The sequence below is a fragment of the Actinoplanes campanulatus genome (assembly GCF_014647795.1).
GTDB lineage: Bacteria > Actinomycetota > Actinomycetes > Mycobacteriales > Micromonosporaceae > Actinoplanes > Actinoplanes campanulatus.
On record NZ_BMPW01000018.1, the window covers coordinates 94638 to 108106 of the forward strand.

The 13469-nt window shown below is 72.1% G+C and carries 12 protein-coding genes and 1 pseudogene; 6 read left to right on the forward strand and 7 right to left on the reverse strand.

Going from position 1 to position 13469, the window contains the following annotated elements; all coding sequences use genetic code 11:
• Positions 1-6 precede the first annotated feature (6 nt).
• The gene (locus IEZ13_RS30865) at positions 7-972 is read left to right on the forward strand and encodes a PLP-dependent cysteine synthase family protein (protein ID WP_183224894.1); all 966 of its coding nucleotides are present in this window, start codon (positions 7-9) and stop codon (positions 970-972) included.
• A 4-nt stretch (positions 973-976) separates the two neighbouring features.
• On the opposite strand, the gene IEZ13_RS30870 is transcribed toward IEZ13_RS30865, so the two are convergent.
• A complete protein-coding gene (locus IEZ13_RS30870) occupies positions 977-1348 on the reverse strand; it encodes a hypothetical protein (protein ID WP_183224893.1) in 372 nt (123 codons plus the stop codon).
• Positions 1349-1597: 249 nt separating this feature from the next.
• On the opposite strand from IEZ13_RS30870, the gene IEZ13_RS30875 reads away from it, so the two are divergent.
• The 4 genes from IEZ13_RS30875 to rdgB are packed head-to-tail and all read left to right on the forward strand — an operon-like array spanning position 1598 to position 5048.
• A complete protein-coding gene (locus IEZ13_RS30875) occupies positions 1598-2344 on the forward strand; it encodes an MBL fold metallo-hydrolase (RefSeq protein ID WP_183224892.1) in 747 nt (248 codons plus the stop codon).
• A 47-nt stretch (positions 2345-2391) separates the two neighbouring features.
• Positions 2392-3621 carry a glycosyltransferase gene (locus IEZ13_RS30880; RefSeq protein WP_183224891.1) on the forward strand — a complete coding sequence of 410 codons (1230 nt, stop codon included), beginning with the start codon at positions 2392-2394 and terminating at the stop codon, positions 3619-3621.
• A gap of 10 nt (positions 3622-3631) precedes the next feature.
• Positions 3632-4360 (forward strand): ribonuclease PH, encoded by a 729-nt coding sequence (rph, locus tag IEZ13_RS30885; protein WP_183224890.1) that lies wholly within the window; start codon positions 3632-3634, stop codon positions 4358-4360.
• Positions 4361-4400: 40 nt separating this feature from the next.
• A complete protein-coding gene (gene rdgB / locus IEZ13_RS30890) occupies positions 4401-5048 on the forward strand; it encodes an RdgB/HAM1 family non-canonical purine NTP pyrophosphatase (protein WP_183224889.1) in 648 nt (215 codons plus the stop codon).
• Here the strand turns inward: rdgB and IEZ13_RS30895 are convergent, their stop codons facing one another.
• Positions 5049-6293, reverse strand: a complete 1245-nt coding sequence (locus tag IEZ13_RS30895) for an alpha/beta fold hydrolase (protein ID WP_183224888.1) — start codon at positions 6291-6293, stop codon at positions 5049-5051.
• A 163-nt stretch (positions 6294-6456) separates the two neighbouring features.
• Between IEZ13_RS30895 and IEZ13_RS30900 the strand changes: the two are divergent.
• A pseudogene (locus IEZ13_RS30900) lies at positions 6457-6660 on the forward strand (hypothetical protein); the annotation flags it as partial.
• Here the strand turns inward: IEZ13_RS30900 and hutH are convergent.
• From hutH to hutU, 5 genes are all read right to left on the reverse strand, one after another.
• Positions 6653-8188, reverse strand: coding sequence for a histidine ammonia-lyase (hutH, locus tag IEZ13_RS30905; RefSeq protein WP_183224887.1), 1536 nt, complete (start codon positions 8186-8188; stop codon positions 6653-6655). The pseudogene IEZ13_RS30900 and the gene hutH sit on opposite strands and share 8 nt — an antisense overlap.
• Positions 8185-9333 carry an imidazolonepropionase gene (gene hutI / locus IEZ13_RS30910; protein WP_183224886.1) on the reverse strand — a complete coding sequence of 383 codons (1149 nt, stop codon included), beginning with the start codon at positions 9331-9333 and terminating at the stop codon, positions 8185-8187. Before hutI ends, hutH begins: the two co-directional genes overlap by 4 nt.
• Positions 9330-10607, reverse strand: a complete 1278-nt coding sequence (locus IEZ13_RS30915) for a formimidoylglutamate deiminase (protein ID WP_183224885.1) — start codon at positions 10605-10607, stop codon at positions 9330-9332. The genes hutI and IEZ13_RS30915 overlap by 4 nt, the downstream gene beginning before the upstream one ends.
• Positions 10604-11758, reverse strand: coding sequence for an allantoate amidohydrolase (locus IEZ13_RS30920; RefSeq protein ID WP_183224884.1), 1155 nt, complete (start codon positions 11756-11758; stop codon positions 10604-10606). Before IEZ13_RS30920 ends, IEZ13_RS30915 begins: the two co-directional genes overlap by 4 nt.
• 73 nt (positions 11759-11831) lie before the next feature.
• On the reverse strand, positions 11832-13463 hold the full coding sequence (gene hutU, locus IEZ13_RS30925) for a urocanate hydratase (RefSeq protein ID WP_183224883.1): 1632 nt from the start codon (positions 13461-13463) through the stop codon (positions 11832-11834).
• Positions 13464-13469: the final 6 nt, after the last annotated feature.

A 13469-nucleotide genomic window follows, 5' to 3' on the forward strand; every position in this document is an offset into this window, starting at 1 on the left:
CGACTGATGGCTCGTTACGAGAGCCTGCTGGACGCGTGCGGGGGCACGCCGCTCGTCGGCCTGCCCCGCCTCTCACCGGCGGTGCCCGAAGGGGCGCCGCCGGTGCGGCTCTGGGCCAAGCTGGAGGACCGCAACCCGACCGGCAGCATCAAGGATCGCGCCGCCCTGTTCATGGTCCGGGAGGCCGAGGAGTCCGGGCATCTGCGCCCGGGCGACACCATCCTGGAGCCGACCAGCGGCAACACCGGGATCGCCCTGGCCATGGTGGCCAAGCTGCGGGGCTACCGGCTGGTCTGCGTGATGCCGGAGAACGTGTCGGCCGAGCGGACCCAGCTGCTGCGAATGTACGGCGCGGAGATCATCTTCTCGCCGGCCGCCGGGGGCTCCAACCAGGCCGTGGCGACCGCCAAGCAGATCGCCGCCGAGCACCCGGACTGGAAGATGCTGTTCCAGTACGGCAACCCGGCGAACGCCCGCGCCCACTACGAGACCACCGGTCCCGAGCTGCTGCACGACCTGCCCACGATCACGCACTTCGTGGCCGGGCTGGGCACCACCGGCACGCTGATGGGCACCGGCCGGTTCCTCCGGGAGAAGATCGAGGGCATCCAGATCATCGCCGCCGAGCCACGGTACGGCGAACTCGTCTACGGCCTGCGCAACATCGACGAGGGCTACGTCCCCGAGCTGTACGATGCCTCGGTGCTGACCCGGCGCTTCTCGGTCGGCACCCGGGACGCGGTCCTGCGTACCCGGCAGTTGATCGAGGTGGAGGGCATCTTCGCCGGCTTCTCCACCGGCGCGGTGCTGCACGCGGCGCTGGCCGTGGCGCACGAGGCGGTTCGCGCCGGCAACCGGGCCGACGTCGCCTTCGTGGTGCCCGACGCCGGCTGGAAGTACCTCTCGACCGGGGCGTACGGCGGCACGCTGAACGAGGCCGAGGAGGCTCTCGAGGGTCAACTGTGGGCGTGAGCCCTCAGTAGGCCAACGCCACCATCACGTCGGCCGCCATCGGCGGGGCGGCGGCCAGCAGCAGGAACCAGGGCAGGATGCGCCGGTGGATGGAGAGGAAGGCGCCCACCACCGGCGCCACGCTCAGCATGGTGAGTGCGGCCAGGGCGGGCAGATACCAGGCCGGCGCCCCACCGAAGACGGCGATCACGGCGTAGAAGCCGACGCCGACCCCGCAGACCCCGAGCACGGTCCCGTAGAGGGCGATCGCGAGCACCCGGGCGGCGCCGGGCGGTGGATCATCCGGGGTGGGGAAGCGGAAGACCGCCGGTTCCTCCGGGAACCGTTGCGGCGGCACCACGACGCGGGTGGTATGGGCCTGTTTCAGAGCGGTCATGCCGCCTCCGTCCGACGACCTTCTCCGGCGTTCACCCAGAGCAACGCGGATAGATCACCGGACGTGACGGTGCAAAGGTGATTAGCTGGTCGAAGGTGCTCTGACGTGCGTTGTCGATTTAGCGACAAATCGATCAGTTGTTAACGCGAGACACTGGTCGGGGCGTACGCTTCGCACCGTGATTGACTGGTCGGTGGGGGCGTGGACGGCGATTCCGGAGCCGACCCAGTGTGAGTCAGAGGGACCCGGATGCGACTAACCGTTCTCGGTTGTGCCGGCAGTTTTCCCGGCCCCGAGTCGGCGTGTTCGGCCTATCTCGTGGAGGCCGACGGGTTCCGGCTTCTGATCGACTTCGGTTCCGGGGCGCTCTCCGCCCTCCAGCGATACTCGGACATGCGGCGCGTCGACGCCATCCTTCTCACCCATCTGCACTGCGATCACATGCTCGACGCGTGCACCTATGTGGTGGTCCGCCGCTACGACCCGGCCGGGCCGCTGCCGGCCGTGCCGGTCTACGCCCCGATGGGCGCGGCCGAGCGGATCGCCGCCGCCTACAGCACCGAGGGTGAGCCGGTCGACGACGTCTACACCTTCTACGGCCTCCAGCCGGGGACGTTCCCGATCGGGCCGCTGACGATCACCGTCGATCGGGTCAATCACCCCATCGAGACGTACGGCGTACGCGTCGAACACAACGGCCGGGTGCTGACCTACTCGGCGGACACCGCACCCTGCGAGGCGCTGCTGCGCCTGGCCGCCGGCGCCGACCTGTTCCTCTGCGAGGCCAGCTATCAGGACGGTGTGGTCAATCCGCCCGACCTGCACCTGACCGGTGGAGAGGCGGGCGAGGCGGCCACCAAGGCGGATGTCGGAAAGCTGCTGTTGACCCATCTCGTCCCGGCGTGGGCGAGTGAGGCATCTATTGTGGAAGCGGCCACCGCCGCCTATGCGGGGCCGGTCGAAGTCGTCCGCCCCGGTGCCAGATACGATCTCTAGGCCGGACGGGGGGTAGACCGGGTAGTACGTGACCTTGGAGTTGTTGCATGCGTATCGTTCGCCTGGCCAACTTCGTCACGGTTCACACCGGTGGCCTGCGTACGGCACTGCGCCAGCTCGGCCGCGGCTACCAGGCCGCCGGTCACGAGGCGGTCCTCGTCATCCCCGGCCGCCGCTACTCCGACAAGATGACCAAGCAGGGCCGTGTCATCACGCTGCCCAGCGCCCCGCTGCCCCGCACCGGCGGCTACCGGGTCCTGGCCGGCCGCCGTGAGCTGGTCAAACTGCTGGACAGCCTGGAGCCGGACCGGATCGAGGTCTCCGACCGCACCACCCTGCGCTGGACCGGCAACTGGGCCCGGCAGCGCGGTGTCCGGTCGATGATGGTGTCCCACGAGAGCCTGGCCGGCCTGCTCGGCGTCTGGGGCATGCCGAAACGGGACGCCCTCGCCGACCGGTTCAACCGGCGCACCGCAGAGGCGTTCGACACGATCGTCTGCACCACCTCGTTCGCCGCCGCCGAGTTCCGCCGGCTGGACGTGCCGAACCTGGTGGAGGTGCCGCTCGGGGTCGACCTCAAACTGTTCCACCCGAGCCGGATGGACGTCGCGGTGCGGTCCCGCTACGCCCGGCCGGACGAGCTGCTGATGGTCTACTGCAGTCGGCTGTCCGCTGCGAAACGGCCCGAGCTGGCCGTCGACACGGTGGCCTCGCTGCGCAACGGCAAGGTGCCGGCGGTCCTGGTGATGGCCGGCGACGGGACCCGGCGGACCGCCCTGGCGTACCGGGCGGCCCGGCTGCCGGTCCGCTTCGCCGGGCACATCTCCGACCGCTCGGCCGTGGCCGCGCTGCTGGCCAGCGCCGACGTGGCGCTCTCACCCGGTCCGGTGGAGACGTTCGGACTGGCGGCGCTGGAGGCGATGGCCTGCGGCACGCCGGTGGTGGTGAACGAGCAGAGCGCCCTTCCCGAGGTGGTCGGCGGCGGCGGGATCGCGGCGGCCGGCACCGCGGAGGCGTTTGCCGACGCGGTCAGCCGGCTTATGGAACGACCCCGGGTGGAGCGCCGGGGAGCCGCCCGTGAGCAGGCCGAACAGTACGGCTGGCCGAAGGCGGTCGCCGGCTTCCTCCAGGCGCACGAGGCGGTGCCCGCGCCGGCGCCCGCGCCCGCGCTGATCAGGCCCGCGGTGCCCGCCCGGCCGTACCTCCCGTCGCCGCGGCGCACCACACCCGTTCGGGAGGCCGGGGCGGACGAAGCCGGTGCGGCCCGCTACGCATAGGGTTGGGGGCATGGCGCGACCCGACGGCCGAGCGGCCGACCAGCTGCGGCCGGTGACCCTGTCCCGGCGATGGAGCATCCACCCCGAAGGTTCGGTGCTGGTGGAGTTCGGCAACACCCGGGTGCTGTGCACCGCGAGCGTCACCGAGGGGGTGCCGCGCTGGCGCAAGGGCTCCGGGCTCGGCTGGGTGACCGCGGAGTACGCGATGTTGCCCCGGGCCACGAACACCCGCGGCGACCGGGAGAGCGTCAAGGGCAAGGTGGGCGGGCGCACCCAGGAGATCTCCCGACTGATCGGCCGCAGCCTGCGCGCCTGCATCGACCTGAAGGCGCTGGGGGAGAACTCGATCGTTCTCGACTGCGACGTGCTCCAGGCCGACGGCGGCACCCGCACCGCGGCGATCACCGGGGCCTATGTGGCGTTGCACGACGCCGTCACCTGGCTGGCCGAGCGCAAGAGTCTGGCCGGGAAGATCGAGAAGGTGCTGCACACCTCCATCCAGGCGGTCAGCGTCGGCATCATCGACGGCGAGGCCCGGCTCGATCTGATGTACGACGAGGACGTGACCGCCGAGGTCGACATGAATGTGGTCTGCACCGGCGCGGGCGACTTCGTCGAGGTGCAGGGGACGGGGGAGAACGGCGTGTTCCGCAGGGCCCAGTTGGACGCGATGCTCGACCTCGGCGTGCTCGGGTGCGCCGACCTGGCCGCCGCGCAGGCGAAGGCACTGGCCTCATGAGCGAGCTTGCGAGCGAATCATTCGGCTCAGTCTTGAACTCATGCCGGCGCCGGAGCGAAGCGGAGGTGACGGCGTGAGCGCCCGGCTGTTGCTGGCCACCGCAAACAAGAAGAAGCTCGTCGAGTTGCAGCGCATCCTCGACGCGGCGCTCGGCGTGGCACAGATCGAGCTGGTCGGCCTCGGCGACTTCCCGAACTACCCGGACGTGCCGGAGACCGGCCTGACGTTCGGGGAGAACGCGCTGATCAAGGCCCGGGAGGGCGCGAAGCGCACCGGCCTGGCGACCGTCGCCGACGACTCCGGCCTGGCGGTGACCGCGCTCAACGGCATGCCCGGCGTGTTCAGCGCCCGCTGGTCCGGCGGGCACGGCGACGACCAGGCCAACCTGGACCTGGTGCTGGCCCAGGTCAGTGACCTGCCGGACGAGCACCGGGGCGCCGCGTTCGTGTGCGCGGCCGCCCTGGTCCTGCCGAACGGGCGCGAGCACCTGGTCGAGGGCCGCCAGACCGGCCGGCTGCTGCGGTCCGGCCGCGGCGACGGCGGTTTCGGCTACGATCCGATCTTCGTGGGCGACGGCCAGGACCGGACCAACGCCGAGCTCAGCGCGGGCGAGAAGGACGCCATCAGCCACCGTGGGAAGGCCTTCCGCGAGCTGGCCAAGGTGATCGCCAAGGAACTGCCCCGCTAGCTATTCGCGGACCATGGTCAGGAGCCGGTCCAGGACGCGTTCCTCCCGGCCCAGACCGTCGTGGGCGTACTCGTTGCTGATCCACGGTCGCAGGTTCCCGATCGCGGCCGCGGTGGCCAGCGACATGTCCCGGTCCACGTACATGTCGTCGTGGTAGATCGCGGCCGCCACCGGAACCTCGTTGGAGGCCAGCCGCGCCGGGTCGTAGAGGGCCGGCCAGTCGGCCTTCCCGGCGATCCGGTCCGCGGCGCCGGCGAGCGGCGCCAGGGCCGGATCCTCGGTGAAGTGCCAGGGAAAGATCATCTCCCCGGTGAACCGTACCGGCCCGTCCCGGTCCAGGTCGAACGCACCGAACTCGGCCCGCACCCGCTGCGCCGCCCACCCGGTCGCCGCGCCTTGCCCGTAGATCGCCTCGTGCAGCACGGCGTAGAGCGGGTCCTCGGCGAAGGAGACCACGGCGTCGACCCGGCGCAGGAACACCTCGGACAGCTCGGGCCCGGCGAACGCCTCCTCCAGCAGGTGGTGCAACCGGTCGAAACGGGCCGCCGACCCCAGACCGATGCCGAGCGTCTGGAACCGGTGCGGGGTGAGCCGGTCCCCGCCCGGCAGCCGCGCGTCCTGCTCCCGCAGCGCGTCCACCACCCGGCGGGCGATCGCCTCGTCCTCCGGATAGCGGGCGAAGTACCGTTCGTTCTGCGCCAGCACCCGCGGGTAGGCGGCCCGGTACACGTCGTCCGCGGTCGCGGTCAGCCCCGGCAGCCCACCCGTGATGACCACCTCGCGCAGCCCTTCCGGCGCGAAACTCAGGTAGGTGACCGCACAGAACCCGCCGAAGCTCTGCCCCAGCACACTCCACGGCCGGTCGCCGGTCAGATGCCGCCGGAGCAGTTCGGCGTCGGCCACGATGGCGTCCGCCCGGAACCGGGCGAGATGGGCGGCCGGGTCGTCGATCCGCGCCAGCGTCTGCCGGGTGAGCGGCGTGCTGCGCCCGGTGCCGCGCTGGTCGAGCAGCACCACCCGGTAGTCGCGGGCCGCCCGGCGCAGCCACACCGGCAGCTCCCGGGGCGCCCGGTGTCCCGGGCCACCCTGGAGAAAGAGCAGGAACGGCCGGCCTTCGGCCGCCGGATCGGCTTCCCGCGCCTCCCGCGCGAAGATCTCGATGCGCGGTCCGTCCGGGTCCCCATGAATCAGGGGTACGGCCAGCGTGTGCTCGGCGAAGACCAGCCCCGAATGACGATGGATCACTCCCCGATCCTGCCGTATCCGCGGCCCTCATCAGCGACAGGCGACCGATCATTTCGTCGCGAAACGAAAGGCCGCTCCTCGCGAATCGAAGGAGCAAAGTTCCGCAAATCGAAAGGCTCAGGCTCGCGAAGCGAAAGTTGAGGTGCGTAAGGTGGGCGTTGTGAACCGGCAGCGGCAGGTGGTCGCCATCGAGGTCAAAGCCGCGTCCACGGTTCGCTCCGACGACTTCACCGGGTTGCGCAAGATCGCCGGCCGGCTCGGTGACGACCTGATCGCCGGGATCGTCCTCTACACCGGGACCAGCACGCTGCCGTTCGGTGATCGGATGCGCGCGGTCCCGGTGAGTGCCCTCTGGGAGGTCAGCTGAGCGGGCCGACGGTCGTCTCGATGGCGGCGCGCAGGGCCGGGCCGGCGACCACGGCGCGGGCCTGTTCCAGGACCGGGGCCAGGAACACGTCCGGGCCGGGCGTGCCGGCGAACGGCTCGACGGCGGCCAGCGCGGCCCGTCCGGCCGGGGAGGCGGTGAGCGGGGCGCGCAGTTGCAGGCCACGGACGGCGGAGAGCAGTTCCACGGCGAGCAGACTGGTCAGGTTGTCCAGGACGGTGCGCAGCTTCTTGGCCGCCGCCCAGCCCATCGACACGTGGTCCTCCTGCATGCCGCTGGTCGGCAGCGAGTCCACCGAGGCCGGCGACGCGAGCCGGCGGTTCTCGGCGACGATCCCGGCCGCCGTGTACTGGGCGATCATCAGGCCCGAGTTGACGCCCGCGTCCGGCGACAGGAACGGCGGCAGGTCGCGGGAGCGGGTCACGTCGAGCAGCCGGTCCACCCGGCGTTCGGCGATCGAGCCCACCTCGGCGGCCGCGATGGCCAGGAAGTCGGCGGCGAACCCGAGGGGCGCCCCGTGGAAGTTGCCGGTCGATTCGACCCGCCCGTCCGGCAGCATCACCGGGTTGTCCACCACCGACACCAGCTCGCGGGAGCTGATCAGAAGCGCGAAGTCGAGGGTGTCCCGGGCCGCGCCGGCCACCTGCGGCGCGCACCGTATCGAGTAGGCGTCCTGTACGGCGTGCGCCAGGTCGTCGCGGTGCGAGTCCATGATCGCCGAGCCCTGGAGCAGCCGGTGGATGTTCGCGGCCGACGCGGCCTGCCCCGGATGCGGCCGAATCTCGTGCAACTCCGGCAGGAACGGCCGTTCCGAGCCGAGCATCGCCTCGATGGCGAGCGCCGCCGTCACGTCGGCCATGGTGAACAGGTGCCGGGCGTCGGTGATCGCCAGCAGCAGCATGCCGAGCATGCCGTCGGTGCCGTTGATCAGCGCGAGGCCCTCCTTCGCGGCCAGGTCGAGCGGCCGCAGCCCGGCGGCGCGCAGCGCCTCCGCCCCGGCGATCCGGGAGCCGTCCTTGCCGACCACCCAGCCCTCGCCGAGCAGCACCAGCGCGCAGTGCGCGAGCGGCGCCAGGTCACCGGAGGCGCCGAGTGAGCCGTGCTCCGGCACCCACGGCGTGATGTCGTGGTTGAGCAGGTCCACGAGGCCCTGCGCGAGCACCGGCCGCACCCCGGAACGGCCCAGCGCCAGCGACCGGACCCGCAGCAGCATCATGGCCCGCACCACCTCCCGGGGCATCGGCGCGCCGATCCCGGCGGCGTGCGAACGGATCAGCGCGTGCTGGAGCTCGGCCCGCCGGGACGGGGCGATCGACGTGCTGGCGAGCGCGCCGAAACCGGTCGACACGCCGTAGACGGGCCGCCCGGACGCCTCGATGCCGTCGACGATGGCCCGGCTCGCGGCCATCGCCTCGACGGCGGCGGGTGCGATCTCGACCCGGGCGTCGGTGCGGGCCACGGCGACGACGTCGGCGGCCGAGACCCCGGTGGACTGAACTATGACGATCATTGCGGCACTCCGTGGTGCAGAACGGTTCGGATCAGGGGGACACCCGGCCGGTAGGCCAGGTGCAGGTGCGAGGGCGCGTCCAGGACGATCAGGTCGGCGCGGGCGCCGATCGAGACCCGGCCCAGGTCGGTGCGGCGCAGGGCGGTCGCGCCACCCAGGGTCGCCGCCGCGACCGCTTCGCTCGGTGTCAACCGCATCTCCCGTACGGCGAGAGCGATGCAGAACGGCATCGACGACGTGTACGACGACCCGGGATTGCAGTCGGTGGCCAGCGCGACGGTGACGCCCGCGTCCAGCAGCCGCCGCCCGTCCGGATAGGGCGACCGGGTGGAGAACTCGGCGCCCGGCAGCAGCGTGGCCACCGTGTCCGAGGAGGCGAGCGCGTCCACGTCGGCGTCGTCCAGGTGGGTGCAGTGGTCGGCGCTGGCCGCCCCCAGCTCCACGGCCAGCCGCACGCCCGGCCCGGGGCCCAGTTGGTTGGCGTGCAGCCGCAGGCCCAGCCCGTGCTTCGCGCCGGCCAGCAGGACGGCGCGGGCCTGATCGGCGTCGAAGGCGCCGCGCTCACAGAACACGTCGACCCATTTCGCGTACGGCGCGACGGCCTCCACCATCTCCCCGCACACCAGGTCCACATAGTCGCCCGGGCGGTCCGCGTACTCGGCCGGCACCACGTGCGCCCCGAGGAACGTGGTCTCCTCGGCGATCTCGGCGGCCACCCGCAGGGACCGCTGCTCGTCGGCGACGCTCAGGCCGTACCCCGATTTGATCTCGATCGTCGTGGTGCCCTGCCGCAGCGCCTCGCCTACCAGGCGCCGCGCATTGCGGCGCAGCTCGTCGTCGGACGCGGCGCGGGTGGCGGCGACCGTGGTCCGGATGCCGCCGCCGGTGTACGCCGCCCCGGCCATCCGCGCCCCGAACTCGGCCGCCCGGTCACCCGCGAAGACCAGGTGCGCGTGGCTGTCCACGAAGCCGGGCAGCACGGCGGCGCCGTCCGCGTCCAGCGCCGAGTCGGCGGCCGGAGCGGACGACACCGGCCCGATCCAGGCGATCCGGTCGTCCTCCACCACCACGGCGACGTCGTGCACGATCCCCAGCCCGGGATCGTTGGTGAACAGCTCACCGATATTGGTGACGAGAAGGCTCATGAGAGCACCTTCGCCAGCTCGCGGGGCACGTCGACCAGGGTGTGCCGGCCCTCGGAGACGATCCGCCGCCCACCGGAGATCACGTGGGTGACGTCGGCCGCGGTGGCCGCGAAGATCGCCTGATCGGGCCGGGCGCCCACGGTCCGGACACCGTCCAGGCTCACCGCCACCAGGTCGGCGCGCTGACCGGGCCCGATCGTCCCGGCGTCGTCCCAGCCCAGGGCCGCGTGCCGGGCCGCGACCGCGACCAGTTCGGCGGCCGGGAAGTGGCCGCGGCTCTCGCTGGCCAGCCGCTCGTTCATCTCCAGCCCGCGGATCTCCTCGAACGGGTCGATCACCGCGTTGCTATCACTGCCCAGGCTCAACGGCACACCCGCGTCGGCGAGCCGCCGGGCCGGGCCGATGCCGTCGGCCAGGTCGCGTTCGGTGGTGGGGCACAGGCACACCCCGGCGCCGCTGCCGCCGAGCAGCTTGATGTCACCGTCGGTCAGGTGGGTGGCGTGCACCGCCGTGGTGCCCGGTCCCAGGACGCCGTGCCGGTCCAGCAGCTCGGTCGGCGTGCAGCCGTGCACGGCCTGGCACTGCTCGTTCTCGGCCCGCTGCTCGGAGAGGTGCACGTGCAAGGGTGTCCGCCCGGCCAGGACGGCCAGCTGATCGGCGGGCACCGCCCGTACCGAATGGAGGGCGGCCCCGATCCGGGCGTGCGGCGTGGCGGTCAGCGCGCCCACCCGCTCGGCCCAGCGTTCCGCGTCGCCGTCACCGAACCGCTCCTGCACCCCCTCCAGCGGCGCCCCGTCCACCCGCGACGTCAGGTAGAGCGTGTCCAGCAGGGTGATCCGGATTCCGGCCTCGTCGGCGGCCTGCAGCAGCGCCGCGCCCATCGCGTTCGGATCGTCGTAGCGGACCCCGCCGGGCGCGTGATGCAGGTAGTGGAACTCGCCCACGCAGGTGATGCCGGCCAGCGCCATCTCGGCGTAGACGGCCCGCGCCAGCGCCAGATAGCCGTCCGGGTCGAGGGCGCCGGCGACCGCGTACATCTGCTCCCGCCACGTCCAGAAGCTGCCCGTGCCGGTGTGCGTACGCCCGCGCAGCACCCGGTGGAAGGCGTGCGAGTGGGCGTTGGCGAGACCGGGTAGCACCAGGCCGGGCAGACGCTCGCCCACGGCCGGGGCGCCCGGGGTGACCGCGGTGAACCGGCCGTCCGCCACCTCGATCCGGACGTCCTCCGCCACCCGGTCACCCAACCAGGCGTACCGGGCGTGGTAGACGCTCATGTCAAGGCCTCCAGCACCCGGGCCAGCGCTTCGACGCCCGCCTCGCAGTCGGCGTCGGAGGCGTGCTCGGCGGGGGAGTGCGACACCCCGGTCGGGTTGCGGACGAACAGCATGGCGGTCGGCACGTGCGCGGACAGCACCCCGGCGTCGTGGCCGGCGCCGGTCGGCAGGATCGGCGCGCCGCCCAGCAGGTCACTCAACCGCACGGCCAGAGCGTTGTCGAAGGCCACCTCCCCGGTCACCGACTCGGCGGTCACCTCCACCCCGGTGCCGTCCCGGCTGGCCCGCTCGGTCGCCTCCCGCACCACCGACCCGACCAGCCGATCGAGGGTGCCGGTGTCCGCGGCCCGGGCGTCCAGCCAGCCCCGGACCAGCGACGGAATGGCGTTCGTGGCGTTCGGCTCGACCTGCACCCGGCCCATCGTGGCGTGCGCGCCGGCCAGCCGGGCCTCCCGGTCGGCGACCAGCACGGTGAACGCGAACGTCTGCATCGGATCACGCCGGTCGGCCATCAACGTCGTGCCGGCATGGTCACCGACGCCGGTGAAGTCCATCCGCCAGCGGCCGTGCGGCCAGATCGCGCTGGCCACCCCGACCGGGACGGTCAGCGCCCGCCCCTGCTCGATGTGCAGCTCCACGGCCGCCGACAGGTTCCGGATCCGCGGATCGGCGCCGGCCGGGCTGTACCCGAGCGCCTCCGCGAAGGTGACCCCGTCGCGATCCCGCAGCGCGGCGGCCTTCTCCGGCGCGATCGCGCCGGTCAGCAGACGAGAACCCAGACAGGGTACGCCGAAGCGCCCACCCTCCTCCTCGGCGAACGCCGCGACCACCACCTTGCGGCCCCGCGGGAGCTCGTCGACGGCGAGGAAGGCGCTCACGATCCCGAGCGGCCCGTCGTAGCCGCCACCGTGCGGCACCGAGTCGAAATGCGATCCGGTCAGCACGGTCCCCGGCGCCCACGGCTCGGCCCGCCACGCGAACAGGTTGCCGTTGCCGTCCTCGGTGACCGTCATGTCCCGCTGGGCGGCCTGCCCGCGGAACCAGTCGCGCAGGGTCAGCTCGGGTGCGGTCAGCGCGTACCTCAGATAGCCGCCGCCGGCCGCCCGCCCGACCGGCGCGATCTCCGCCCAGACCTTCCCGAACTCGCTCATGTCGTCACCTCCGCTTCGCTCCGGCGCCGACATGAGTTCAAGACTGAGCCTGATGATTCGCTCGCAAGCTCGCTCATGGCCGCATCGGGATCTGCACGTCGTCCGCGCACCCGGACTCGTAGCCGGCGTCGACGTGCCGCAGCACCCCCATCGCCGGGTCGTTGGTCAGCACCCGCTCGATCTTCTGCCCGGCCAGCGCCGTCCCGTCGGCCACGCACACCTGCCCGGCGTGGATGCTGCGCCCGATGCCCACCCCGCCACCGTGGTGGATCGACACCCAGCTCGCCCCGGACGCCGTGTTGACCAGCGCGTTCAGCAGCGGCCAGTCGGCGATCGCATCGGAGCCGTCGAGCATCGCCTCGGTCTCCCGGTACGGCGACGCCACCGACCCGGAGTCCAGGTGGTCCCGCCCGATGACGATCGGCGCGCTGACGTCTCCACGCGCGACCATGTCGTTGAAGCGCACCCCGGCCTTGTCGCGTTCGCCGTACCCCAGCCAGCAGATCCGAGCCGGCAGCCCCTGGAAGGCGACCCGTTCCCCGGCCATCCGGATCCACCGCGCGAGCGGCTCGTTCTCCGGGAACAGGTCCAGCACGGCGCGGTCGGTGGCGGCGATGTCGGCCGGGTCCCCGGAGAGCGCGGCCCACCGGAACGGCCCCTTGCCCTCGGCGAACAGCGGCCGGATGTACGCCGGAACGAACCCGGGGAAGTCGAAGGCCCGCTCGTATCCGGCCAGTTTCGCCTCACCGCGGATCGAGTTGCCGTAGTCGAACACCTCGGCCCCCGCGTCCTGGAACCCGACCATGGCCTCGACGTGCCTGGCCATGCTCTCCCGGGACCGGTCGGTGAACTCCTCCGGCTTCGTCCGCGCGTACTCGGCCATGTCGTCCAGCTCGACGCCGAGCGGCAGATAGCTGAGCGGGTCATGGGCGCTGGTCTGGTCGGTGACGATGTCGATCGCGACACCGTTGCGCAACAGCGTCGGGAAGACCTCGGCCGCGTTGCCGACCACGCCGACGGACAGCGCCTTCCGGTCGGCCTTCGCCTGGAGCGCGATCGACACCGCCTCGTCCAGACTTCCGGCGATGACGTCCAGGTAGCGGGTGTCGACCCGGCGCTGCAGACGGGTGCGGTCCACGTCGACGATCAGGCAGACGCCGCCGTTCATCGTCACGGCCAGCGGCTGTGCGCCGCCCATGCCACCGCAGCCGCCGGTCAGCGTCAACGTCCCGGCCAGATCGCCGGCGAACCGCTTGGCGGCCACCGCGGCGAACGTCTCGTACGTGCCCTGGAGGATGCCCTGCGTCCCGATGTAGATCCACGAACCGGCCGTCATCTGCCCGTACATGGTCAGGCCCAGCTGCTCCAGGCGCCGGAACTCCGGCCAGGTCGCCCAGTCGCCGACCAGATTCGAGTTCGCGATCAGCACCCGGGGCGCCCACTCGTGGGTGCGCAGCACGCCGACCGGCTTACCGGACTGCACCAGCAGCGTCTCGTCGCCGCGCAGCGTGTCCAGCTCCCGCACGATCGCGTGGAACGACGGCCAGTCCCGCGCGGCCCGGCCGGTGCCTCCGTAGACCACCAGATCCTGTGGCCGTTCGGCCACATCCGGGTCCAGGTTGTTCATCAACATGCGCTTGGCGGCCTCCTGCGGCCAACCCATGGCGGTGTACGCCGTACCGCGCGGCGCCCGGATCTCGGACATCGAAGT

Bases quoted from the DNA above. Each gene is read 5' to 3' on its own strand.
- IEZ13_RS30865 (WP_183224894.1), top strand. From the start codon at position 7: ATGGCTCGTTACGAGAGCCTGCTGGACGCGTGCGGGGGCACGCCGCTC.
- IEZ13_RS30870 (WP_183224893.1), bottom strand. From the start codon at position 1,348: ATGACCGCTCTGAAACAGGCCCATACCACCCGCGTCGTGGTGCCGCCG.
- IEZ13_RS30875 (WP_183224892.1), top strand. From the start codon at position 1,598: ATGCGACTAACCGTTCTCGGTTGTGCCGGCAGTTTTCCCGGCCCCGAG.
- IEZ13_RS30880 (WP_183224891.1), top strand. From the start codon at position 2,392: ATGCGTATCGTTCGCCTGGCCAACTTCGTCACGGTTCACACCGGTGGC.
- rph (WP_183224890.1), top strand. From the start codon at position 3,632: ATGGCGCGACCCGACGGCCGAGCGGCCGACCAGCTGCGGCCGGTGACC.
- rdgB (WP_183224889.1), top strand. From the start codon at position 4,401: ATGCCGGCGCCGGAGCGAAGCGGAGGTGACGGCGTGAGCGCCCGGCTG.
- hutH (WP_183224887.1), bottom strand. From the start codon at position 8,188: ATGATCGTCATAGTTCAGTCCACCGGGGTCTCGGCCGCCGACGTCGTC.
- hutI (WP_183224886.1), bottom strand. From the start codon at position 9,333: ATGAGCCTTCTCGTCACCAATATCGGTGAGCTGTTCACCAACGATCCC.
- IEZ13_RS30915 (WP_183224885.1), bottom strand. From the start codon at position 10,607: ATGAGCGTCTACCACGCCCGGTACGCCTGGTTGGGTGACCGGGTGGCG.
- IEZ13_RS30920 (WP_183224884.1), bottom strand. From the start codon at position 11,758: ATGAGCGAGTTCGGGAAGGTCTGGGCGGAGATCGCGCCGGTCGGGCGG.
- hutU (WP_183224883.1), bottom strand. From the start codon at position 13,463: ATGTCCGAGATCCGGGCGCCGCGCGGTACGGCGTACACCGCCATGGGT.